The 20,684-nt window shown below is 74.0% G+C and carries 22 protein-coding genes and 1 pseudogene; 15 read left to right on the forward strand and 8 right to left on the reverse strand.

Annotated elements, in window-relative coordinates; genetic code table 11:
- Positions 1-74: 74 nt before the first annotated feature.
- On the reverse strand, positions 75-434 hold the full coding sequence (locus tag G7075_RS00160; RefSeq protein ID WP_166117827.1) for a hypothetical protein: 360 nt from the start codon (positions 432-434) through the stop codon (positions 75-77).
- A gap of 80 nt (positions 435-514) precedes the next feature.
- Here G7075_RS00160 and G7075_RS00165 point away from each other — a divergent pair, with 80 nt between their 5' ends.
- Complete coding sequence (locus tag G7075_RS00165) at positions 515-715, forward strand: hypothetical protein (protein ID WP_166117828.1); 201 nt, start codon at positions 515-517, stop codon at positions 713-715.
- Positions 716-1,013: 298 nt separating this feature from the next.
- On the opposite strand, the gene G7075_RS00170 is transcribed toward G7075_RS00165, so the two are convergent.
- On the reverse strand, positions 1,014-1,250 hold the full coding sequence (locus tag G7075_RS00170) for a helix-turn-helix transcriptional regulator (protein WP_166117829.1): 237 nt from the start codon (positions 1,248-1,250) through the stop codon (positions 1,014-1,016).
- A gap of 106 nt (positions 1,251-1,356) precedes the next feature.
- On the opposite strand from G7075_RS00170, the gene G7075_RS00175 reads away from it, so the two are divergent.
- Both G7075_RS00175 and G7075_RS00180 read left to right on the forward strand, forming a co-directional pair.
- The gene (locus tag G7075_RS00175) at positions 1,357-1,581 is read left to right on the forward strand and encodes a helix-turn-helix domain-containing protein (RefSeq protein ID WP_166117830.1); all 225 of its coding nucleotides are present in this window, start codon (positions 1,357-1,359) and stop codon (positions 1,579-1,581) included.
- Between the two features lie 58 nt (positions 1,582-1,639).
- Entirely contained in the window at positions 1,640-1,990 is a 351-nt protein-coding gene (locus G7075_RS00180; protein WP_166117831.1) for a hypothetical protein, read from the forward strand.
- A gap of 6 nt (positions 1,991-1,996) precedes the next feature.
- Here G7075_RS00180 and G7075_RS00185 read toward each other — a convergent pair whose 3' ends face one another.
- From G7075_RS00185 to G7075_RS00195, 3 genes are all read right to left on the reverse strand, one after another.
- Positions 1,997-3,403, reverse strand: a complete 1,407-nt coding sequence (locus G7075_RS00185; RefSeq protein ID WP_166117832.1) for a recombinase family protein — start codon at positions 3,401-3,403, stop codon at positions 1,997-1,999.
- A 5-nt stretch (positions 3,404-3,408) separates the two neighbouring features.
- Complete coding sequence (locus tag G7075_RS00190) at positions 3,409-3,660, reverse strand: TIGR00366 family protein (RefSeq protein WP_166117833.1); 252 nt, start codon at positions 3,658-3,660, stop codon at positions 3,409-3,411.
- 138 nt (positions 3,661-3,798) lie between these two features.
- On the reverse strand, positions 3,799-4,740 hold the full coding sequence (locus tag G7075_RS00195; protein WP_166117834.1) for a 1,4-dihydroxy-2-naphthoyl-CoA synthase: 942 nt from the start codon (positions 4,738-4,740) through the stop codon (positions 3,799-3,801).
- 75 nt (positions 4,741-4,815) lie between these two features.
- Between G7075_RS00195 and G7075_RS00200 the strand changes: the two genes are divergently transcribed.
- Both G7075_RS00200 and G7075_RS00205 read left to right on the forward strand, forming a co-directional pair.
- Complete coding sequence (locus G7075_RS00200) at positions 4,816-5,817, forward strand: o-succinylbenzoate synthase (RefSeq protein ID WP_166117835.1); 1,002 nt, start codon at positions 4,816-4,818, stop codon at positions 5,815-5,817.
- Positions 5,814-6,554: a VOC family protein gene (locus G7075_RS00205; RefSeq protein WP_166117836.1), complete on the forward strand. Its 741-nt coding sequence runs from the start codon at positions 5,814-5,816 to the stop codon at positions 6,552-6,554. Before G7075_RS00200 ends, G7075_RS00205 begins: the two co-directional genes overlap by 4 nt.
- 12 nt (positions 6,555-6,566) lie before the next feature.
- Here G7075_RS00205 and G7075_RS00210 read toward each other — a convergent pair whose 3' ends face one another.
- Together G7075_RS00210 and G7075_RS00215 are read right to left on the reverse strand one after the other, a co-directional pair.
- Complete coding sequence (locus G7075_RS00210) at positions 6,567-7,964, reverse strand: mycothione reductase (RefSeq protein ID WP_166117837.1); 1,398 nt, start codon at positions 7,962-7,964, stop codon at positions 6,567-6,569.
- Between the two features lie 5 nt (positions 7,965-7,969).
- Positions 7,970-9,580: a glycosyltransferase gene (locus G7075_RS00215; RefSeq protein WP_166117838.1), complete on the reverse strand. Its 1,611-nt coding sequence runs from the start codon at positions 9,578-9,580 to the stop codon at positions 7,970-7,972.
- Between the two features lie 126 nt (positions 9,581-9,706).
- Between G7075_RS00215 and G7075_RS00220 the strand changes: the two genes are divergently transcribed.
- The 4 genes from G7075_RS00220 (at position 9,707) to G7075_RS00235 (ending at position 14,199) form a co-directional block, all read left to right on the forward strand.
- Positions 9,707-10,012 carry a hypothetical protein gene (locus G7075_RS00220; RefSeq protein ID WP_166117839.1) on the forward strand — a complete coding sequence of 102 codons (306 nt, stop codon included), beginning with the start codon at positions 9,707-9,709 and terminating at the stop codon, positions 10,010-10,012.
- Positions 10,009-11,118: an alpha/beta fold hydrolase gene (locus tag G7075_RS00225; protein WP_166117840.1), complete on the forward strand. Its 1,110-nt coding sequence runs from the start codon at positions 10,009-10,011 to the stop codon at positions 11,116-11,118. The genes G7075_RS00220 and G7075_RS00225 overlap by 4 nt, the downstream gene beginning before the upstream one ends.
- Positions 11,115-12,830 (forward strand): 2-succinyl-5-enolpyruvyl-6-hydroxy-3-cyclohexene-1-carboxylic-acid synthase, encoded by a 1,716-nt coding sequence (gene menD / locus G7075_RS00230; protein WP_166117841.1) that lies wholly within the window; start codon positions 11,115-11,117, stop codon positions 12,828-12,830. Before G7075_RS00225 ends, menD begins: the two co-directional genes overlap by 4 nt.
- Positions 12,831-12,963: 133 nt before the next feature.
- Positions 12,964-14,199, forward strand: a complete 1,236-nt coding sequence (locus tag G7075_RS00235; RefSeq protein ID WP_166117842.1) for a geranylgeranyl reductase family protein — start codon at positions 12,964-12,966, stop codon at positions 14,197-14,199.
- A gap of 90 nt (positions 14,200-14,289) precedes the next feature.
- Here G7075_RS00235 and G7075_RS00240 read toward each other — a convergent pair whose 3' ends face one another.
- Complete coding sequence (locus G7075_RS00240) at positions 14,290-15,648, reverse strand: isochorismate synthase MenF (protein ID WP_166117843.1); 1,359 nt, start codon at positions 15,646-15,648, stop codon at positions 14,290-14,292.
- A 60-nt stretch (positions 15,649-15,708) separates the two neighbouring features.
- Between G7075_RS00240 and G7075_RS00245 the strand changes: the two genes are divergently transcribed.
- From G7075_RS00245 to nuoE, 6 genes and pseudogenes are all read left to right on the forward strand, one after another.
- Positions 15,709-16,437: a demethylmenaquinone methyltransferase gene (locus tag G7075_RS00245; RefSeq protein ID WP_166117844.1), complete on the forward strand. Its 729-nt coding sequence runs from the start codon at positions 15,709-15,711 to the stop codon at positions 16,435-16,437.
- A gap of 245 nt (positions 16,438-16,682) precedes the next feature.
- On the forward strand, positions 16,683-17,045 hold the full coding sequence (locus tag G7075_RS00250; RefSeq protein WP_166117845.1) for an NADH-quinone oxidoreductase subunit A: 363 nt from the start codon (positions 16,683-16,685) through the stop codon (positions 17,043-17,045).
- A 61-nt stretch (positions 17,046-17,106) separates the two neighbouring features.
- Positions 17,107-17,706 (forward strand): NADH-quinone oxidoreductase subunit B family protein, encoded by a 600-nt coding sequence (locus G7075_RS00255; protein WP_166117846.1) that lies wholly within the window; start codon positions 17,107-17,109, stop codon positions 17,704-17,706.
- Positions 17,703-18,536: an NADH-quinone oxidoreductase subunit C gene (locus G7075_RS00260; RefSeq protein WP_166117847.1), complete on the forward strand. Its 834-nt coding sequence runs from the start codon at positions 17,703-17,705 to the stop codon at positions 18,534-18,536. The genes G7075_RS00255 and G7075_RS00260 overlap by 4 nt, the downstream gene beginning before the upstream one ends.
- Positions 18,536-19,915 carry an NADH-quinone oxidoreductase subunit D gene (locus G7075_RS00265; RefSeq protein ID WP_166117848.1) on the forward strand — a complete coding sequence of 460 codons (1,380 nt, stop codon included), beginning with the start codon at positions 18,536-18,538 and terminating at the stop codon, positions 19,913-19,915. Before G7075_RS00260 ends, G7075_RS00265 begins: the two co-directional genes overlap by 1 nt.
- Positions 19,915-20,664: pseudogene (gene nuoE, locus G7075_RS00270) on the forward strand (NADH-quinone oxidoreductase subunit NuoE); the annotation flags it as partial. The gene G7075_RS00265 and the pseudogene nuoE, both read left to right, overlap by 1 nt.
- Between the last annotated feature and the right edge of the window lie 20 nt (positions 20,665-20,684).

The raw sequence follows: 20,684 nt of genomic DNA on the forward strand, positions 1-20,684 counted from the left end.
CGGCTCGGTGCGCTGCCCCTACAGCTGCGCGTGGTGAGCCCGGACCCGACACAGGGGTGGCGGCCGCCCCGGGTCTAGGGCGGAGAGCGGCCGGGGCCGCCCGGGGCGTACCAGTCCGCGACGCGCGCGGCCTGCTCGCGGGCGTCGGCGGCCATGCACTTCGTGCACAGGCCGGACTCCACGTCGACGTGCCGGTCGGTGGCGCCGCAACGGGTGCATGGGTTCGCGACGTCGTCGAACGTCAGTTGGGCGCCGGCGGCACGCTCGACGCGCTCCTGCTCGGCGGCCTGGGCGACGAGGTCCTCGAAACCCTCCGGGCGGCGGGGTGTGTAGCCCAGCGCGCTCGACCGGCACGAGTGGTGGTTCTTGAAGCGCTGCCCGCACAGGTCGCACCGCACGAAGCCGTGCGCGTCGACCCGGGTCACGGTGGCCATCACCGCTCGCCCCTCGCCACGAGCCGCGCTACCGTGCGCAGACGGCGCCGCAAGGAGCGCCACCGGAGAGCGGAGACGCCATGTGGTTCTGCGTCGACAGGTACACCTTCGAGATCTCGACCGCCGAAGGTGCCGAGCTCATGGACAAGGTCCGGGACAGCGAGCGCAACGGAGTCGCGGTCATGGTGGATCTTGGCGACGGCCAGACCCTCCGAATCCCGGGCGGTTCGCTCGTCGCGCTGCTCAACGACCGCCCCGACGGTCTGATCGCCCTCGACTGAGGAGCGACGGAACAGCAGGTCGCTGACAGCGCCATTGCCGTCGATCGGGCGAATCCGGTCCTCGACTCGAATCCACACCATCAGGACCGCCCCCCTGCGACCCGTGTGCGGGGCACGGCCCGCTCGCCGCGGTCCACGACGGCCTGACACGTCGCCCGGTACAGCTGGCCCAAGCGGGCCGGCGGGGGGCCGTGCTCGGCCCGCACTCGCTCCCACCACTGCGCCGCGGTCTCGACGTCATTTACAGTCGAACGCTTGTTCGCCTGCGGGCCGTGGGTGGTCTCGCTTACGGTGACCATCACGCCGCCGCCATGTCGCTCGCGCGGCCGAGGAGGGTGGGGACGGTGACGTGCAACGCGTCGCAGATCAGGAGCGTGTCCAGCAGGCCAAGGGGGCTCTCGCCGCGCAGCTTCCGCGAGAGAGACGGCTGCGAGATCCCGGTGACGGCCGACAGCCGCGTCACGTTGACGCCCTGCCGACCGAGCTCTGCGCGGATCTCCGCGAGGACTGCTGGGATGAACTGCTCGGGCGTCATGCGGTACAACATAAATGCGAAACTGCATAAGTACAAGTACCCTGATCGGATTTCTTCCCGACGTGCCAGACTCATGGGCGTGCCGAACGCAGCGAAGCAGCGCCTCATGGACGTCGAGATGCGCGTGATGAAGCAGATCGACGACGCGCGGAAGGCCTCAGGGATGAGTCAGGAACAGCTGGCCGAACTCATCGGGGTGTCCCAGGGCCAGGTCTCTCGGATGCTGGCTGCGAAGTCGCCAGCGAGCTTGGCCGAGACGATCAAGCTTTGTGATGCTGTTGGGCTCGATCTAGCCGCCGTGGTTGCTCGCGCCGAGAGCAGCGCTGGTTAGCGGGGGCGGGCAGGCCAGTTGAGTCACAGCCGGATTGCGGATGCGAAGGGGAATGCCTATGGCCGATCAGGACTGGCGCGAGGTGCCGTGGCACAAGCGGACGAAGGAGCAGCGCCGCGCCAGGTTCGCCGAGGCCGAGGCTGCGCGTAAGGAGAAGTTCTCGGGCCAGCGCGCGGCGTTGGCAGAGCAGAAGCAGGCCGTCGACGAGACCTGGGCTCGCAGTCGCTCGGAGGGTGCCGCTCGACCTCAGAAGGTGGCGCGGTCGCGACGGGACCCGAACGTGCAGGCCTACCGGGCGCTGCGAGCGCAGGCGTGGATGTCGAACATCCAGCTCGGGCTGATGCTTGCGCCGATCGTGATTGTGCTGCCGGTGGTCGTCGGCTTTGTGATCTTCGTGCTCGTGAACTGAGCAGGGTCACCATCGCGGGCGCACGTCAATCAGGTTGGGGTCGAACGTCTTCCGGCCGCGAGCCTGCGGGCCGGCCTTGAGGATCCTCACGGTGACGGCCTCGGCAAGGAGGGTGCGCTGCTGGCCGAGGTCCATGCCCCTCCACATCGCGATGGGATCCGACAGGTCCAGCGACGCCAGGAACGGCGGTCTCCGCAGCCGGCGCGCGCGCTGCTCGGCCTCCTCGATCTGGGGGAGGAGCTTGGCCTCGATCCGGGCGAGCGAGACCAGCGAGACCGCGCCATCGGCGGCGCCGTCGACGAAGCCGCGGAGCCGCGCCCGGAGCGCGGTCACCTCGGCCTCGGCTTCGAGGAGCTCGGGGGTGGCCGTGTCGGGGTCCGGGGTGTCGAGGTTGGACAGGACGAACATCAGCCGCTCGACGACGTGCTCATCGACGGGGATGCGCCGACGGGTGACCTTGGAGCAGTACTTGCAGGCGTACGTCGAGAAGCCGCGGTCGGTGTGGTGGACCATGGGGCCGCCGCACTCACCGCACTTCGCGATGCCCGAGAGCAGCTGCTTCACGGCGCGGTCGATCCGCGGCTGTCCCGCGCTGACGTGCTGCAGCACCGCCTGGGCCTGCTCCCACGTGTCGCGCTCGACCAGGCCCGGCCACTGCGCCTCGCCGATGACCTCGCCCCGGTGCACCCGCAGGCCGGCGTACGTGGGGCGCTGGACCATGCGCTTGACCGACGCCGGCAGCCACCCCGCCGCCCCGGACCGCTTCAACGGCGGTCGGGGCGTCGGCACGCCGCGCGCGGTGAGGTCGGCCGCGATCCGGTAGATCGGGTCGCCGGCGACGACCCGCCGGTAGATCTCCTGCACCACCGGCGCGGTCTCTTCGTCCGGGACCTGGCGCAGCAGCTCTCCAGTGGTGTCGTCGTAGACCCGCCGGTACCCGTACGGCAGCCGCCCGACGGGGGAGCCCTCGAGCGCCCGCGAGCGCATCGTGCGCTGGATCCGTTCGCTGTTGCGGGCGGACTCGTCCTCGGCGAGGAGTGCGTCGAGGCCGGTGCGGAACCTGTCGGCGCGCTTGGCCAGGTCGTAGACGGTGCCCATGTAGCCCCACGAGACGTTGTTCTCGGCGCAGAGCCGGCGCAGGTCGGTGTAGGCCTCGAGCGAGCGGGTGGCGCGGGAGTGCTCCCACGTCAGCAGGACGTCGATCCGACCGGAGGATACGAGCTCGACGAGGGCGTCCCAGCCGGGGCGGGCCGTCTTGGCGTAGCGAGAGGCCGAGCCGGTCTCGCGGATGACCTCGACGACGTCCCAGCCCTCGCGGGCAGCCCACGCCATGGACTCCTCGACCTGCTCGGGGACCGACCGGGAGCGGCCGCCCTGGTCTTGACTGACTCGGGCGTGGATTCCTGCGCGCACGGGTGCTACGGTAACACCAACAACTGAACGTTTCGTAGGGTGAAGGCGGTGAGGTCCCAGAAGCCGGTGCCGAACGTCTCGGCCACGGCGGCGGGCGTCGAGCCGTTGGCCAGCGCCGCGACCGAGATGATGACGACCCCGAGCGCCGCGAAGATCCAGGCGTCGGGGAACCACTTCTCGGTGAAGGCGGCGAAGGTCTGGGCGACGCGGGCGAGCCCGCGCTCCCCGGTGTCAGGGGGTGCGGTCGTCGAGGACATGGCAGACCACCCTGCCAGAGCGCGTCGGCCGTGGGCCGCTCCGGTGCAGGGCGTCTGGACCCGGCGAAACCGGTGTCAGCACACGGGTTTCGCGGGTCGCGGGACGCGCGGTCACGCGATCGCGCCGGGGGGTCGGGGTCAGAAGTACCAGGGGAAGGGCGACCAGTCGGGGTCGCGCTTCTCGAGGAACTGGTCGCGTCCCTCGACGGCCTCGTCGGTCATGTACGCCAGCCGGGTCGCCTCACCGGCGAACACCTGCTGGCCCATCAGCCCGTCGTCGACCAGGTTGAAGGCGAACTTGAGCATCCGCTGGGCCTGCGGGCTCTTGCCCATCACCTCGCGGGCGACCTGCAGCGCCTCGGCCTCGAGCTCGGCGTGGTCGGCGACGATGTTGACGGCACCCATCCGCTGCATGTCCTCGGCGGAGTAGGTGCGTCCGAGGAAGAAGATCTCGCGGGCGGCCTTCTGCCCCACCATCCTCGCGAGGTAGGCGCTGCCGTAGCCGCCGTCGAACGACCCGACGTCGGCGTCGGTCTGCTTGAAGCGGGCGTGCTCGCGGCTGGCGACGGTCAGGTCGCAGACGACGTGGAGGCTGTGCCCGCCGCCGGCCGCCCAGCCGCCGACGACGGCCACGACGACCTTGGGCATCGTGCGGATGAGCCGCTGCACCTCGAGGATGTGCAGCCGTCCGCCCTCGGCCTTGACGCGACGCTCGTCGACGGTGTCGGCCGTCGTGCCGTCGGCGTACTGGTACCCGGAGCGACCGCGGATGCGCTGGTCGCCCCCGGTGCAGAACGCCCACTTGCCGGCGGCGCCGTTGCCGTCCGGGCCGGGACCGTTGCCGGTGAGCAGCACGACGCCGACGTCGGCGGTGCGGCGGGCGTGGTCGAGGACGCGGTACAGCTCGTCGACGGTGTGCGGGCGGAAGGCGTTGAGGACCTCGGGCCGGTCGAACGCCACGCGCACGCAGCCGAGGCCGACGGCGCGGTGGTACGTGACGTCGGTGAGGTCCTCGAAGCCGGGGACGTCCTCCCACGCGGCCGGGTCGAAGGTCTCGCTGACGCCGTCGATCGCACTCACGCGCGCAAGGCTAGCCGCGGTGAAGCGGGTCACGAGCGGCTGGGCCCCCGGTGCGCGGAGTCCTACCGTGGGGGCGTGACCACCCCACCGCTCGACGACCTGCTCGACGGGATGCACGTCGTGGCCGTCCCGATGCGCGTGCCGTTCCGCGGGGTCCTCGTGCGCGAGGCGGTGCTGCTGCACGGCCCGCACGGATGGGGGGAGTTCGCGCCCTTCCTCGAGTACGGCCCGGCGGAGGCCTCCCGGTGGCTGGCCGCGGCCGTCGAGGCGGCCTGGGACCGCTGGCCGGACCCGGTGCGCGCCACCGTCCCGGTCAACGCGACCGTGCCGGCGGTCGGGCCGGACGAGGTCGCCGACGTGCTCGCCCGCTTCCCCGGGTGCACGACCGCGAAGGTCAAGGTCGCCGAGCGCGGGCAGCCGTCGTCGGCCGACGTCGACCGGGTCGCCGCGGTCCGCTCGGTCCTCGGCCACAGCGGACGGATCCGGGTCGACGCCAACGGGGGATGGGGCATCGACGAGGCCGCCGACGTGCTGTGCCGGCTGGCGCGCTACCACCTCGAGTACGCCGAGCAGCCCTGCGCCTCCCTCGAGGAGCTGCGCGACCTGCGGGTGCTGCTCGGCCGGCGCGGGCTCGACCTTCCCGTGGCCGCCGACGAGTCGATCCGCAAGGCGGCGGACCCGTTGCGGGTCAAAGCACTCGGGGCGGCCGACGTCGTGGTGGTCAAGGTCGCGCCGCTCGGTGGCGTCCGACGTGCGCTCGAGGTCGTCGAGGCCTGCGGGCTGCCGGCCGTCGTGTCGTCCGCGCTCGACACCAGCGTTGGCATCGCGGGTGGGGTGGCGCTGGCCGCCGCACTGCCCTCGCTCGAGTACGCCTGCGGCCTCGGCACCGTCGCCCTGCTCGCCGGAGACGTCACCGCCGAGCCCCTGGTTCCCGAGCACGGGTCGCTGGCCGTCCGTCAGGTCGTTGCGGATCCCGTTCTCCTGGAACGCTGGTCGGCACCGCCCGAGCGCACCGCGTGGTGGCGCGAACGGCTCGTCGCCACGTACGCACACCTCGACGCCGGAGGCGCCGCATGACCGCCCCCTCGTCGCCCCGCTGGGCGTGGATGTTCCTCGACACCCCGCGTGCGGACGCCGAGCGCTCGTGGCGCTTCTGGTCCGAGGTCACCGGTCAGGCCGTCGCCGACCGGCGGGGTGAGTCGGGTGAGTTCGCCACCCTCGCACCGGTGCACGGCGACCCGTGGGTCAAGCTGCAGGCCGTGGACGACGGTCCGGGAGGTGTGCACGTCGACCTCGACGTCGACGACGTGCACGCAGCGGCGGCCCACGCCGAGTCCCTCGGGGCGGTGCGCGTCGGGGCGATCGGCGACGAGGTCGTCATCCTCCGCTCGCCGGGCGGGTTCGTGCACTGCCTGACGACGTGGCAGGGCGAGGCGGGGCAGGACCGCGAGGGCCTGACGAGCATCCTCGACCAGGTCTGCCTCGACGTGCCGTGTCGCCGGTGGGAGGCCGAGAACGCCTACTGGGCCGCCCTCACCGGGTGGCCGTGGCGGGAGTCGGACGAGCCCGGGTACGCGTCGGTCAGCCGGGGTGCGCCGATGCCGCTGCGCCTCCTCCTGCAGACCCTCGGGGAGGAGGACGGCGAGGTGCGCGCCCACGTCGACCTCGCCTGCGCGGACCGGCGGGCCGACGTCGCGCGGCACGAGGAGGCCGGGGCACGGGTGATGGCCGAGCACCACTTCTGGACGGTGCTCGAGGACCCCGTGGGCCGGGTCTACTGCCTCACCGACCGCCCGCCGCGCCCAGCGCGCTGAGCCGGCCGGGGGTCAGCGCCCGAGGGGCAGCCCGAGCAGCGCGTTCTCGACGACCTCGGCGAGGGCCGGGTGGATCCAGTACTGGCCGCGGCAGACGTCGTGCGCGTGCTGCCCGAAGCTGGCGGCCTGGATGAGCGGCTGGATGATGCTCGACGCCTGCGGCCCGAGGGCGTGCGCCGCGAGGAGGCGGCCGTCCGGGGCCGCGTGGATGGTCAGCAGGCCCGTCGTGTCCTCGAGCGCCCATCCGTACGCGACGTCGCCGACCTGCTGCGTGTACGAGACGAACTCGGTTCCGTCCGAACGCAGCTGGGCGGCGGTGGGTCCGAAGGACGCGACCTGGGGGTGGCCGAAGACGGCGTGCGGCACGGGGCGGCCGTCGTCCTCGAGCGGGGGCCCGGGGATGCGGCCGAGGTCGACGGCGAGGTTGTGGGCGACGGTGCGGGCCTCGCCGTTCGCGACGTGCTTCAGCTGGTGCACCGAGGAGATGTCGCCGAGCGCCCAGACCCCCGGCACGCTCGTGCGCTGCTGCGCGTCGACGACCAGCCGTCCGTCGGGGTGGGTGTCGAGCCCGCCCGCCACGACGTCGAGCAGGTCGGTGTTGGGTCGGCGGCCGACCGCGAGCAGGACGGTCTCGGTCTCGAGGTGGTCCTCGCCGTCGGGTCCCTCGACGGCGAGCCGCCAGGTGCCGTGGCCGTGCTCGGCGGCGGTGACCCGCGTCGAGAGGCGCAGGTCGTAGCGCTCGCGGGCGATGTCGGTGTAGCGCTGCGAGACCTCGAGCTCCTCGGCCATGAGGAGGCGCCCCGAGCGCTGCACCTGCGTGACGTGCACCCCGAGCGCCGAGAAGACGTGGGCCATCTCGCACGCCACGAAGCCGCCGCCGACGACGACCATGCGGGCCGGCAGCTCGTCCATCCGCATCACGGTGTCGGAGGTGTGCACGCCGCGGTCGGGGTCGACGTCGGTGAGCCCGTCGACCGCCAGGCCGACCGCCCGGCTGCCCGAGGCGACGACGACGCGCTCGGTCGTCAGCTCCTCGCCGGTGTCGAGGACGAGGGTGCGCGGGCCGGTGAAGCGGGCCCGGGTGCGGTACAGGGTGACGGCGTCCTGGCTGCGCCGGTACTCCTCGCCGCCGCGCGAGATGGGGTCGATCCGCCCGAAGACGCGGTCGCGGATGGCCGGCCAGTCGACGGTGGGCGGCGCGAAGGTGACGCCGAGCCGGGCGGCGTCCTCGGCCTCGACGACCCGGTCGGCCGGCAGCACGAACATCTTCGTCGGGATGCAGCCGACGTTGAGGCAGGTGCCGCCGAAGGTGCCCTTCTCGACGAGCGCGACGTCGAGGCCCTCGAGCTCCGGGGTGAGCAGGGAGTTGCCCGAGCCGCTGCCGATGATGACGAGGTCGTGGTGGGGCATGCCGGTCAGCGTAGGCGGAGCCGCAGCCGGCGACGGACGCGGCCGGCCAGCAGACGGACCCGTGCGCGCCGCGAGCGGGAGGGGCCTGGGGGTCGGGTCCGGGTGACGTGCAGGGCCATCCGTCCGCCGGCGGTGCGGTAGGCAGCCGTCGTCATGGGGCCCTGGCGCAGCGGTGCCGGCAGGGCGAGGTCCTCGTCGAGCCGGACGAGGACGCGCGAGTCGATCCCGGCGAGGTGGGTGTGGAGCCGCAGGTCCCACCGGCCGGGGACGACCGGGTGGCCCGCGCGGGCGGTGGCCGGGTCGACGTCGGCGACGAGGGTCGCCTCCCAGACCGGCCCGTCGGGTCCCTCGACCAGACGGGTGCCGACCTCGGCGGGCTGGAACCACTCGGCATTCGTGGACCGCTCGACGAGGAGCAGGTCGACGCGGGCCGCGTCGAACTCGGCGGCGACGTCGAGGACGGTCGCGAGGTCGTCGGGGACGAGGGGGTCCGGTCGCAGGAGCAGCCGGTCGCCCCGGCGCCGGAGCACGAGGTCGGCGCCGTCACCCTGCAGGAGGCGGACGGTGACGGTCACGCGAAGCCGGCCGTCCGCTGCCTCGACCGCCGCGACGTGGGGGCGCGTCGTCGGGATGCGGCGCGGGGTGCCGAGGGCGACGAGCAGGTCGAGGTCGCCCCGGCGCACGAGCGCCGCCCGCAACCGGTCGTGGGCGCCGAGCCCGGCATCGAGGGAGGCGGGCAGGCGCTCGCGGGTGAGGCGGCGGGCCTCGGCGAAGAAGGCGCGTCGGTACTCCTCGTCCCAGGCCGGCAGGCCGGACGGGCTGGCCCGGTTGAGCACGAGCGCACGCAGCAGCACCCGTCGGGCGTCGTCGCGGACCTCCTCGGGGTGCGGCCAGCGGTCGACCTCGTCGAGAACGCGACGGGCGGCGTCGAAGTACTCGACCGGGTCGGGGTGGCGCAGCGAGCTGTTCTCGCCGTGGATGACCCACTGGTAGCAGGCGAGGTCGGCGACGACGGCCGTCGTCGGGGCGTGCACCTCGGCGGCCGCGAGCAGGTGGACGTCCTCGAGGCGCCGGAGGGACTCCTCGAAGCGGACGCCGTGCTCGTCGAGGAAGGCGTGCCGGTACATCCGGTGCGGCGTGAGCACCTCGAACGCGTGGTCCCGGGTCACGTGGGCGTCGTCGGTCGAGGACCGGAAGGCCTCCAGCCCGATGGTCCGGCCGCCGGTGCGCACCTCCTTGCCGATCACGACGTCGGCCCCCGCCCGGTCGCCGGCGGACACCATCGCCTCGAGGGCCTGCGACCAGAGCCGGTCGTCGTGGTCCATGTAGAGGACCCAGCGGCCGCGGGCGAGGTCGGTGCCGACGTTGCGCGGCCGGCACGGCCAGCCCGAGTTCGGGATCTCCGCGACGGTCATCCACGGGCGGTCCGCGGCGAGGGCGCGCAGCACGTCGGGGGTGTCGTCGCCCGACCCGTCGTCGACGGTGACCAGCTCGAGGCGGTCGGTGCCGATGGTCTGCCGCGCGAGGGAGTCGACGAGGTCGAGGAGCGGCGCACCGGTGCGGAAGGTGGCGACGACGACGCTGACGTCGGGTCCTCCGGGGTCGGCCACGTCCACCCTCGACAGGCTAGACGGCCGTCCACAGGCGGGCGAGCCGGGTGGTGGCGTCCACAGGCGCGGGGTCCGGGGTGGAGCCGCCGAGGTGCGGCGGGGTCTGCTGGGACCCGGAGAGAGGGGGACGCGGTGGACGACGTCGAGGCGTACGAACGGCTGGCGGCCCGGGTCCGGGCGGCGGCCGAGCTGGTCGGCGTGCGGCGGGCCGGGCTGCTGGTGGACGGCGGGCCCGGATGGGTCGGGCCGGCGGCCGAGCGGTACCGGGCGTCGGTCGAGGAGCGGGTGGCGCGGCTCGCCGGGCTCGAGGACGAGCTCGAGTGGCTGGCCGACGCCGTCACCGAGCTCGCCGCGGCCGTGCGCGCCGAACGGCTGGCCGGTGGCACCGGGCTCGGTGGTGCAGGACTCGGTGGTGCGGGGCTGGGGCGGGCGTCGTGAGCGTCGTCGGGGTGCGGTCCGAGGCGCTGCTCGCGCTCGCACGGCGGCTGTCGTCGGTGGCGGGCGAGCTGCGCGACGAGGCCGACGCGCTGGCCGCCGGGCTGGCCCGCTGCCGCTCGCCCGGGCTCGCGGGCGGGCCGGCGCTGCTCGGGGCGTGGGTGCGGGTCGAGTCCGACGCGGTGCGGGCGGTCGGGCCGGCCGGTCTGTGGGGTGAGGCCCTGGCGCTCGACGCGCTCGCGGTGCGGCTGCGGCTGGCCGCCCGGGCCTACGAGGAGGTCGAGCAGTGGGCCGGCGCGGTGCTCGCCGCGGTGCGCGTCGGGGCCGACGGTCTGGGCCGTGGTGGGCTCCTCACCGACGCGGGGGCCCTGCCGGTGGTGTCGGCGGTGGCTCCCACGTGGGACGCGCGGCCGTTCGACGGACCGGCCGACCTCGTGGCGCTGGGGCGCGGGCTCGACGGCGGGCACGTGCGGGTCGTCGAGCTCGCCGCGCCCGACGGCGGGTCGGCCTGGGTCGTCGCCGTGCCGGGCACCCAGGAGTGGTCGCCGCGCGCCGGGCCGAACCCCTTCGACCTCACGAGCGACGTCCGGTCGGTCACCGGTGGGGCCACGCTGGCCGCGGCCGGGGTGGCGGCAGCCCTCGAGGCGGCACAGCCCCCGGGCGACGACGGGCCGGTGCTGCTCGTCGGGCACAGCCAGGGCGGCATCCTCGCGGCGGCGCTCGCGTCGGACGCCGGCTTCCGGTCGCGCCACCGGGTCACGCACGTCGTGACCACCGGGTCGCCGGTCGGGGTGTTCGCCGTGCCCGGTTCGGTGCGCGTGCTCTCGGTCGAGCACGCAGACGACCCCGTGCCGACCCTCGACCTGACGCCCGACCCGGGTCGGCCCACCTGGCTGACGCTGCGGGCGGGGGAGGGGCCGGCCACCGACGTGCGCCGGCACGCCCTCGACGAGTACGTCCGCACCGTGCGGGCCGCGGCCGGTGCCCCGCGGGGCACCGTGCCCGGCCTCGGGGCCTGGGAGGTGTCCGCCCACCGCTTCCTCCACCGGCCGGTGCGCTCCGTCACCGAGGTCGTGCTCGAGAGGGGGTGGCAGAATCCACGCCCGTGACCCCCTCCTCGGCGCTCGCCTCGGTCCTCGTCGACGAGCTGGTCCGGGGCGGTGTGCGCGACGTCGTCCTCGCGCCGGGGTCGCGCTCGGCCCCCTTCGCCTACGCGCTGCTCGACGCCGAGTCGGCGGGGCGGCTGCGCCTGCACGTGCGGGTCGACGAGCGGTCGGCAGGCTTCCTCGCGCTCGGGCTGGCCAAGGGGTCCGGGCGCCCGGTCGCCGTGGTGACGACGTCGGGCACGGCGGTCGCCAACCTCCATCCCGCGGTCCTCGAGGCCCACCACGCCGCCGTGCCGCTCCTCGTGCTGTCGGCCGACCGGCCCCACGAGCTGCGCGGCACGGGCGCGAACCAGACGACCCAGCAGCCGGGGATCTTCGGCGGCGCGGTCCGCTGGTCCGCCGACCTGCCGGCACCGGTCGTGCGCCCCGGGCTCGGGCCGTTCTGGCGCAGCACCGTCTGCCGGGCGCTCACGGCCGCCACCGGGTCCACGGGGGCGCGGCCCGGGCCGGTCCACCTCGACGTGTGCCTCCGCGAGCCCCTCGTCCCGGATGCCGCGGGCGCGGGGGAGCCGTGGCCCGACCCGCTCGACGGTCGTCCCGACGGTGCCCCCTGGGTCCGTGTCGACCGCGCGACCCCGCCCGCCGCCGAGCCGCTCGAGGACGTCGGGCGCACGCTCGTCGTCGTCGGCTCGCTCGGCGACCCCCGGGTCGGGCTCGACGCCGTCGCCTGGGCCGAGGCCCGCGGGCACCCGGTCGTGGCCGAGCCGTTCGGCCCCGCGGCCGTCCGGGAGGCGGCCGTCGCCCACGGGCCGCTCGTCCTCACGGCCGGCGACTGGCTCGACGCGCACGCCCCCGAGCGGGTCGTCGTCGTCGGGCGGGTCACGCTCGCGCGCGGGGTCGGGGCGCTGCTGCGCCGGCCGGGGCTGCGCGTCGAGGTCGTCTCCGAGGGCGACGCCTGGCCCGACCCCTCGCACGTCGCCGCCGCCGTCCACCCCGTCGGCGTGCTGCGAGCCGCCGCCGAGACCGCCCGCACCGACGAGGACGACGCCTGGGCGGGCCGCTGGTGGCAGGCGGGGGCGGCGCTCGCGGAGGCCGTTGCCGCGCAACCGTCCCCGTGGGGAACGGGACTGGCCGTGGCCGAGGCGATCTCGGCGTCGGTGCCCCACGGGGCGGTCGTCGTCGTGGGGTCGTCCAACCCCGTGCGCGACCTCGACCTCGGCGTCGCCCACAGCGTGGCCGAGGAGGTGCTCGGCAACCGGGGGCTCGCCGGCATCGACGGGCTCGTGTCCACCGCGATCGGGGTCGCGCTCACCCGCGCCGAGCCGGTCTACGCCCTGCTCGGCGACCTGACCTTCCTCCACGACGCCAACGGTCTGCTGCTCGGCCCGGACGAACCGCGTCCCGACCTCACCGTCGTGGTCGTCAACGACGACGGCGGCGGCATCTTCACGACCCTCGAGCCCGGTGCGCCCGAGCGGTCCGCCTCGTTCGAGCGCGCCTTCGGCACCCCGACCGGCACCGACCTCGCGTCGCTCTGCGCGGCGCACGGCGTCGGGCACGTGCGCGTCGACTCCGCCGCGGCGCTCGCCGACGAGGTGGGCCGCGAGCCGGAGGGCCTGCGGGTCGTCGAGGTCCGGGTCGACCGGTCCGGGCACCGGCAGGCGCACGCCGACCTGCGGGCCCTCGCCGCCCGCGCCCTCACCCCTCCCGACTGATTGCCCAGAACCCACCTCCCGAGGGGTCCCGGGCGTGGGTTCTGGGCAATATGTCGGGAGCGGGCGGGGGGCTGTCGAGGGTCGGGGCGGGGTCGATTTCGGGGCGAGGGCCCCGGGTTGCGAGAATCGGGCCGTGCCCACGACCCCCACCCGCACCGACGTCCTCGTCGTCGGTGCCGGCCCCGCCGGAGCCTCCGCCGCCGCCTGGGCGGCCCGTGCCGGCCGCGACGTCGTGCTCGCCGACGCCGCCACCTTCCCGCGCGACAAGACCTGCGGCGACGGCCTGACCCCGCGCGCCGTCGCCGAGCTCGACCGCCTCGGCCTCGGCAGCTGGCTCCGTGAGCACACCGTCAACCAGGGCCTGCGCGCCCACGGCTTCGGCCAGACCCTCCACCTCCCGTGGCCCGGCGGCACCCTCCCCGACCACGGCTCGGCCGTCCCGCGCACCGAGCTCGACGACCGCATCCGCACCACCGCGCTCGAGTCCGGCGCCACCGGGGTCGAGGGCGCCAAGGCCGTCGACGCCACGCTCGAGGGCGGCCGCGTCCGCAGCGTGACCTTCCGGAACACCGACGGCTCGACGCACGAGATCGCCTGCGAGCGACTGGTCGTCGCCGACGGCGTGCGCTCCGGGCTCGGCAAGGTCCTCGGTCGCGAGTGGCACCAGGACACCGTCTACGCGGTCGCCGGGCGCTGCTACGTCGACTCCGACCGCGCGGACGACCCGTGGATCAGCAGCCACCTCGAGCTGCGGTCCGAGTCCGGCGAGGCCCTCCCCGGCTACGGCTGGATCTTCCCGCTCGGCGGCGGCCAGGTGAACGTCGGCGTCGGCACCCTGGCCACGACGAGGCGCCCGGCCGACGTCGCCATCAAGCCCCTCATGCGCCACTACACCGACGAGCGCCGCGTCGACTTCGGCCTCACCGGCGAGCAGCGCCTTCCCACGAGCGCGCTCCTGCCGATGGGTGGCGCCGTCAGCGGTGTGGCCGGCGCCAACTGGGCCCTCGTCGGGGACGCCGCCGCGTGCGTCAACCCGCTCAACGGCGAGGGCATCGACTACGGGCTCGAGACCGGCCGGCTCGTGGTCGACCACCTCGACGACGACCTCGCCGCCACCTGGCCGGCCCTGCTCGCCGACCACTACGGCGAGGCGTTCTCCATCGCCCGCCGGCTGGCCGGTGTGTTCACCACCCCCCGCATCCTCGGCGCCCTCGGCCCGGTCGGGATGCGCAGCGACTGGCTGATGACCCTCGCCCTGCGCTGGATGGGCAACCTCGTCACCGACGAGGACCGCGACGCCTCCGCGCGGATCTGGCGCTGGGCCGGCCGTCGCTCGGTCGCCGTCGACGCCCGCCCGCCCTTCACCTGACCGACCCGACCGCGAACGTGTGTGGACCCGCCGGGACGCACCGGCGTGTTCACACACGATCGCGGCAGGGGCGCGAGGACCCTCGCGGCGTCAGGGGGCGTCGGCGGTCAGCGCGTCGCGCATCGGCACGAGCTTGGCCGAGCTCTCCGCCAGCTCGTCGGCCGGCACGGACCCCGCGACGATGCCGCAGCCGGCGAACACGCGCATCCGCGACGGGTCGTCGGGTGACACCGACCCGCAGCGCAGCGCGATGCCCCACTCGCCGTCGCCGGCGGCGTCGATCCAGCCGACCGGGCCGGCGTACCGTCCGCGGTCCATGTGCTCGAGCTCGGCGATCACCGAGTCGGCCACCGCGCGCGGCGTGCCGCACACCGCCGCCGACGGGTGCAGCGACGCGGCGAGGCTCAGCGACGACGTGTCGTCGACGAGCACCCCCGCCACGTCGGTGGCCAGGTGCATGACGTTCGAGAGGTGCAGGACGAACGGCGCCTCCGGCACGTTCATCGAGGAGCAGTGCGGCGCAAGGGCATCCGCGACCGACCGCACCGCGTACTCGTGCTCCTCGAGGTCCTTCGACGAGCGGGCCAGCGAGGCCGCCAGCGCGAGGTCGTGCGCGTCGTCGCCCGTCGGCCGGATGGTGCCCGCGAGCACCCGCGACGTGACGAGCCCCTTCTCCCGGCGGACGAGCAGCTCGGGGGTCGCGCCGACGAGCCCGTCGACGGCGAACACCCACGTCGTGTCGTAGCGCTCGGCGAGCCGGTGCAGCAGCCAGCGCACGTCGAGCGGCTCGCGCGCCGACACCTCGAGGTCGCGCGCCAGCACCACCTTGTCGAGCTCGCCGGCGGTGATGCGCGACACCGCGTCGGCGACCGCGCCCTCCCAGGCGGCGGCCGACAGCGCGCCGTCGGCGAAGGCGACGTCGAGGGGCCGCGCGGGTGCCGGCTGGCGCACGACCTCGGCCGGCCCCGGCACCGCCGCGACGGCACCCTCGGCGCTCACGGTCGTCAGCCACGCGACGTCGCCGCGCCGTCCGACGACCACCGAGGGCACGACCAGCGTTCCGCCGGAAGGGGATCCGTCGGCATAGGCCACCGAGCCGAAGGCGACCGGACCGGTGCCCGGCAGGTCGACCTCGTCACGCACGACCGCCGACCCGACGAGCCCCTCCCACCACGACGCGAGCTCGGCGAAGCGGTCCGGGCCGGACGCCACGTGCGACGCGGCGCGTCCCCACCCGACGAGCCCCTCGCCGCGGCGCACCCACGAGCACGGCCCGGTGGCGCCGCCGCCCGCCGGCAGCACGGCCAGCAGGTCGGAGGCGAGCGCGGAGTCGAGCCGCACGGTGCGCGCCACCAGCGGCGCGGCAGCGGCGACGGGAGCAGCGGCGGCCGAGGCGCCGGCCGCACCAGCAGCAGCAGGGGCCGGGCGGCCCGCGGGGAGCGAGGTCATCAGCAGGCAACGATACGGCGCCGTCCGGCCACCCCCGGCATCGGTGGGAGGATGTCCGGCATGTCCCGCGCCTCCCTCGAGAAGGACCCCCGCGACGTCGCCGCGATGTTCGACGACGTCGCGACCCGCTACGACGTGACGAACGACGTGCTCTCCCTCGGCCAGGACCGGCTGTGGCGCCGGGCCGTCGTCGCCGCGTGCGACGCGCAGCCGGGCCAGCGGGTCCTCGACATCGCCGCCGGCACCGGCACCAGCAGCGAGCCGTTCGCCGACTCCGGCGTCGACGTCGTCCCGGCCGACTTCTCCCTCGGGATGCTGCGCGTGGGGCACCGCCGCCGCTCCGACCTCGGCTTCACCGCCGCCGACGCGATGCGCCTGCCGTTCGCCGACGACTCCTTCGACGTCGTGACGATGAGCTTCGGCCTGCGCAACGTCGCCGACCCGTCGACGGCGCTGCGCGAGTTCCTCCGCGTCACCAGGCCCGGTGGCCGGCTCGTGGTGTGCGAGTTCAGCACCCCGACCAACGGCGCCTTCCGCACCGTCTACACGAACTACCTGATGCGCGCCCTGCCGCCGGTCGCCCGCAAGGTCAGCTCGAACCCCGAGTCCTACGTCTACCTCGCCGAGTCGATCCGGGCCTGGCCCGACCAGCGCGGCCTGGCCCGCCAGGTCGCCGAGGCCGGTTGGGAGGCGGTGCGCTGGCGCGACCTCAGCGGCGGCATCGTCGCCCTCCACCGCGCCACGAAGCCGGCCGCCGCACCGGCCCCCGAGGCCCCCGTCGAGGGTTAGGCATACCTCAGTGCAGGTCAGCGGAGGGGCGTCCTAGACTTCCGTCCGTTCGTGAAGACATTCACAAGCGACAGAGGACCCGTGACCACCACGCCGTGCGCCCCGCGACGCGCCGTGACCGGAGGACAGACACCCCCGGGTGCGACGTGCGTCACGCCCCCTAGGATGGCCGGGACGCCGCACGCGGCCCCGGCGCCCGTCGACCACCCGACGACACCGAGCAGCGAAAGGGGAGTTCGCCCGCGATGAGCAACCCCTACGTCCCCCTCCTGATCCTCCTGGCGCTCGGCTTCGGCTTCGCGGCGCTGTCGGTGGGGACCAGCCTCGTCGTCGGCCCCAAGCGCTACAACCGCGCGAAGATGGAGGCCTACGAGTGCGGCATCCAGCCGACGCCGCGGGCCCAGGGCGGCGGCCGCGTGCCGATCAAGTACTTCCTCACCGCGATGCTCTTCATCATCTTCGACATCGAGTCGGTGTTCCTCTACCCGTTCGCCGTGGCCTTCGACCAGCTCGGGCTCTTCGCGCTCGTCGAGATGGTCCTGTTCATCATCACGGTGTTCGTCGCGTACGCCTACGTCTGGAAGCGGGGCGGCCTCGAGTGGGACTGAGCACGCACCGCACCGCACCGACCACGACCTGCACGACCGTCGACACCGCCGAGGAGGCGTGATGGGAATCGAGGAGAAGCTGCCCGCAGGGTTCGTGCTCACGACGCTGGAGAACGTCGTCGGCTACATGCGCAAGGCCTCGATCTGGCCCGCGACCTTCGGCCTCGCCTGCTGCGCCATCGAGATGATGGCCGTCGGCACCCCCGACTACGACATCGCCCGCTTCGGCATGGAGCGCTTCAGCGCCACCCCGCGCCAGGCCGACCTGATGATCGTCGCCGGCCGGGTCAGCCAGAAGATGGCCCCCGTCGTGCGCCAGGTCTACGACCAGATGCCCAACCCCAAGTGGGTCATCTCGATGGGCGTCTGCGCGTCCTCGGGCGGCATGTTCAACAACTACGCCATCGTCCAGGGGGTCGACCACATCATCCCGGTCGACGTCTACCTCCCCGGCTGCCCGCCCCGCCCCGAGATGCTGCTCAACGCGATCATCGAGCTGCACGACCAGATCCAGAACAGCAAGCTCGGCGTCAACCGCGTGGCGGCGGCCCGCGCCGCCGAGGCCGCCGCGCTGCGCGCCACGCCCACCGCGCAGATGGCCCCCACCCACGACCACCTCGCGCACCTCGCGGCGCCGGCCGGGAAGAACCTCCTCGGATGAGCGACGAGAGCACGGACCCCAAGCACCTCGACGCCGGTGAGGGGGCCCCGGTCCCCGACAAGGCGGCCGACACCCCGGCCACCCGCACCGACGACGACCCGCGCTCCTCCGACACCGCGCAGCACACCGGCGGCGGTCGCGTCGTCGAGCTCGCCGGTGCCGACTCCGAGCCGGTGCAGATCGGCGAGCGGCGCGGCATGTTCGGGGCCACCCGCGGCCAGGACACCTCCGGCTACGGCGGCCTGGTCACGCCCACCCTGCTGCCCGGTGCCACCCCGCGCCCGTTCGGCGGCTACTACGACGAGGTCGCCGACGTCCTGGCCACCGCGCTCGAGGAGGGTGCCGGCTTCGGTGCCGCCGTCGAGAAGGTCGTCGTCGACCGCGGCGAGATGACCGTCTTCGTCCGGCGCGAGCACCTGCTGACGGTCGCCCGCACGCTGCGCGACCACCCGAGCCTGCGCTTCGAGATGTGCATGGGCGTCTCCGGCGTCCACTACCCCGGCGAGACAGGGCGCGAGCTGCACGCCGTCTACCCGCTGCTCTCCATCACCCACGGCAGCCGTCGCATCCGCCTCGAGGTCACCTGCCCCGACACCGACCCGCACATCCCCTCGGTCGTCGAGGTCTGGCCGGGCAACGACTGGCACGAGCGCGAGACGTGGGACATGTTCGGCATCGAGTTCGACGGCCACCCGGCCCTCACCCGCATCCTCATGCCCGACGACTGGCCGGGCCACCCGCAGCGCAAGGACTACCCGCTCGGCGGCATCCCCGTCGAGTACAAGGGCGGCACCGTCCCGCCGCCGGACCAGCGGAGGGCGTACAGCTGATGACGACCCACGAGCACGACACCCTCGCCGACGACCCCACCGTCGCCGACCCCTACGGTGCCTCGACCGAGGACGACACCGAGGGCGCGCGCGTCTTCACGGTCTCCGGTGGCGACTGGAACGACCTCGTCGACGAGGCGACCGCCCTCAACGAGGAGCGCATCGTCGTCAACATGGGCCCGCAGCACCCGTCGACCCACGGCGTGCTCCGGCTCATCCTCGAGCTCGACGGCGAGACCGTCACCGAGGCGCGCGCCGGGATCGGCTACCTGCACACCGGCATCGAGAAGAACATGGAGTTCCGCACGTGGACGCAGGGCGTCACGTTCTGCACCCGGATGGACTACCTGACGCCGATGTTCCAGGAGACGGCCTACTGCCTGGCCATCGAGAAGCTCCTCGACGTCACCGACCGCGTCCCCGAGCGTGCCTCCGTCATCCGCGTGATGATGATGGAGCTGACCCGCATCAGCTCCCACCTCATCGCCCTCGGCACCGGCGGCATGGAGATGGGCGCGACGACGGTGATGACCGTCGGCTTCCGCGAGCGCGAGCGCATCCTGCGCGTCTTCGAGGCCATCACCGGCCTGCGCATGAACAACGCCTACATCCGCCCCGGCGGGGTGGCCCAGGACGTACCCCACGGCGCGGTCGCGATGATCCGCGGGGTCATCGGCGAGCTCCGCACCGGGCTCGGCGAGCTCGAGAAGCTGCTCGTCGAGAACCCGCTGCTCAAGGGTCGCACGGTCGGCGTCGGCTACCTCGACCTCACCGGCTGCACCGCCCTCGGCGTCACCGGACCGGTGCTGCGCTCCACCGGCCTGCCCCACGACCTGCGCAAGTCCGACCCGTACTGCGGCTACGAGACCTACGACTTCGAGGTCAAGACCCGCACCGGCTGTGACGCCTACGACCGCCTGCGCATCCGCATCGACGAGATGTACGAGTCGCTGAAGATCGTCGAGCAGTGCCTCGACCGGCTCCAGCGCACCGAGGGCCAGCCGGTCATGGTCGAGGACAAGAAGATCGCCTGGCCGGCCCAGCTGGCCATCGGCGGCGACGGCCAGGGCAACAGCCTCGACCACATCCGCGAGATCATGGGCACCTCGATGGAGGCCCTGATCCACCACTTCAAGCTCGTCACCGAGGGCTTCCGCGTGCCGCCGGGACAGGCCTACGCCGCCGTCGAGTCCGCGAAGGGCGAGCTGGGCTGCCACGCCGTCTCCGACGGTGGCACCCGTCCCTACCGGGCGCACTTCCGCGACCCGAGCTTCAACAACCTCCAGGCCGTGGCCGCGATGTGCGAAGGCTCGCAGGTCGCCGACGTCATCGTCGCCGTGGCCTCCATCGACCCCGTCATGGGAGGTGTCGACCGCTGATGGCCGGTGACTTCGGTCTGCAGTCCGCTTCCGGGCACCTCACGGTGTCCGGGGAGTCCAAGGAGCCCTACCCCGCCGACGTCGAGGCGAGCTTCCGCGCCGACGCCGCGCAGGTCATCGCGCGCTACCCGCAGAAGCGGTCCGCGCTGCTCCCGCTGCTCCACCTCGTCCAGTCGGTCGACGGCTACGTCACGGGTCGCGGCATCGACCTGTGCGCCGAGCTGCTCGACCTGAGCACGGCCGAGGTCAGCGGTGTCGCGACGTTCTACACGCAGTACAAGCGCCACCCCAACGGCGAGTACACCGTCGGCGTCTGCACCAACACGCTCTGCGCGGTGATGGGCGGCGACGAGATCTGGGAGTCGGTCTCCGAGCACCTCGGCATCGGCCACGACGAGACGACCGGCGACGGCAAGATCACCCTCGAGCGCATCGAGTGCAACGCCGCGTGCGACTACGCCCCCGTCGTCATGGCCAACTGGGAGTTCTTCGACAACCAGACCCCGGCCTCCACCAACCAGCTCGTCGACGACCTGCGCGAGGGCAAGGACGTCAGGCCGACCCGCGGCCCGAACCGCGTCTGCACCTTCAAGCAGGTCAGCCGCACCCTCGCCGGGTTCTCCGACGGGCTCGCCGACGAGGGCGTGGGCGCCGGCCCGGCCTCGCTCGTCGGCCTCGAGCTCGCCAAGCGCAACGGCTGGAGCGCCCCGAGGGCGGCTCCGCGAACGGCGGGTCCGCGAACGGCGCCGGCGGCGGCAAGGCCGCCGGC

The organism is Phycicoccus sp. HDW14 (assembly GCF_011383005.1).
Lineage (GTDB): Bacteria > Actinomycetota > Actinomycetes > Actinomycetales > Dermatophilaceae > Phycicoccus.

Excerpts from the sequence above, each read along its gene's own strand:
- G7075_RS00160 (WP_166117827.1), bottom strand. The coding sequence starts at position 434 with ATGGCCACCGTGACCCGGGTCGACGCGCACGGCTTCGTGCGGTGCGAC.
- G7075_RS00165 (WP_166117828.1), top strand. The coding sequence starts at position 515 with ATGTGGTTCTGCGTCGACAGGTACACCTTCGAGATCTCGACCGCCGAA.
- G7075_RS00170 (WP_166117829.1), bottom strand. The coding sequence starts at position 1,250 with ATGACGCCCGAGCAGTTCATCCCAGCAGTCCTCGCGGAGATCCGCGCA.
- G7075_RS00175 (WP_166117830.1), top strand. The coding sequence starts at position 1,357 with ATGGACGTCGAGATGCGCGTGATGAAGCAGATCGACGACGCGCGGAAG.
- G7075_RS00180 (WP_166117831.1), top strand. The coding sequence starts at position 1,640 with ATGGCCGATCAGGACTGGCGCGAGGTGCCGTGGCACAAGCGGACGAAG.
- G7075_RS00190 (WP_166117833.1), bottom strand. The coding sequence starts at position 3,660 with ATGTCCTCGACGACCGCACCCCCTGACACCGGGGAGCGCGGGCTCGCC.
- G7075_RS00205 (WP_166117836.1), top strand. The coding sequence starts at position 5,814 with ATGACCGCCCCCTCGTCGCCCCGCTGGGCGTGGATGTTCCTCGACACC.
- G7075_RS00210 (WP_166117837.1), bottom strand. The coding sequence starts at position 7,964 with ATGCCCCACCACGACCTCGTCATCATCGGCAGCGGCTCGGGCAACTCC.
- G7075_RS00240 (WP_166117843.1), bottom strand. The coding sequence starts at position 15,648 with ATGACCTCGCTCCCCGCGGGCCGCCCGGCCCCTGCTGCTGCTGGTGCG.
- G7075_RS00245 (WP_166117844.1), top strand. The coding sequence starts at position 15,709 with ATGTCCCGCGCCTCCCTCGAGAAGGACCCCCGCGACGTCGCCGCGATG.
- G7075_RS00250 (WP_166117845.1), top strand. The coding sequence starts at position 16,683 with ATGAGCAACCCCTACGTCCCCCTCCTGATCCTCCTGGCGCTCGGCTTC.
- G7075_RS00255 (WP_166117846.1), top strand. The coding sequence starts at position 17,107 with ATGGGAATCGAGGAGAAGCTGCCCGCAGGGTTCGTGCTCACGACGCTG.
- G7075_RS00260 (WP_166117847.1), top strand. The coding sequence starts at position 17,703 with ATGAGCGACGAGAGCACGGACCCCAAGCACCTCGACGCCGGTGAGGGG.
- G7075_RS00265 (WP_166117848.1), top strand. The coding sequence starts at position 18,536 with ATGACGACCCACGAGCACGACACCCTCGCCGACGACCCCACCGTCGCC.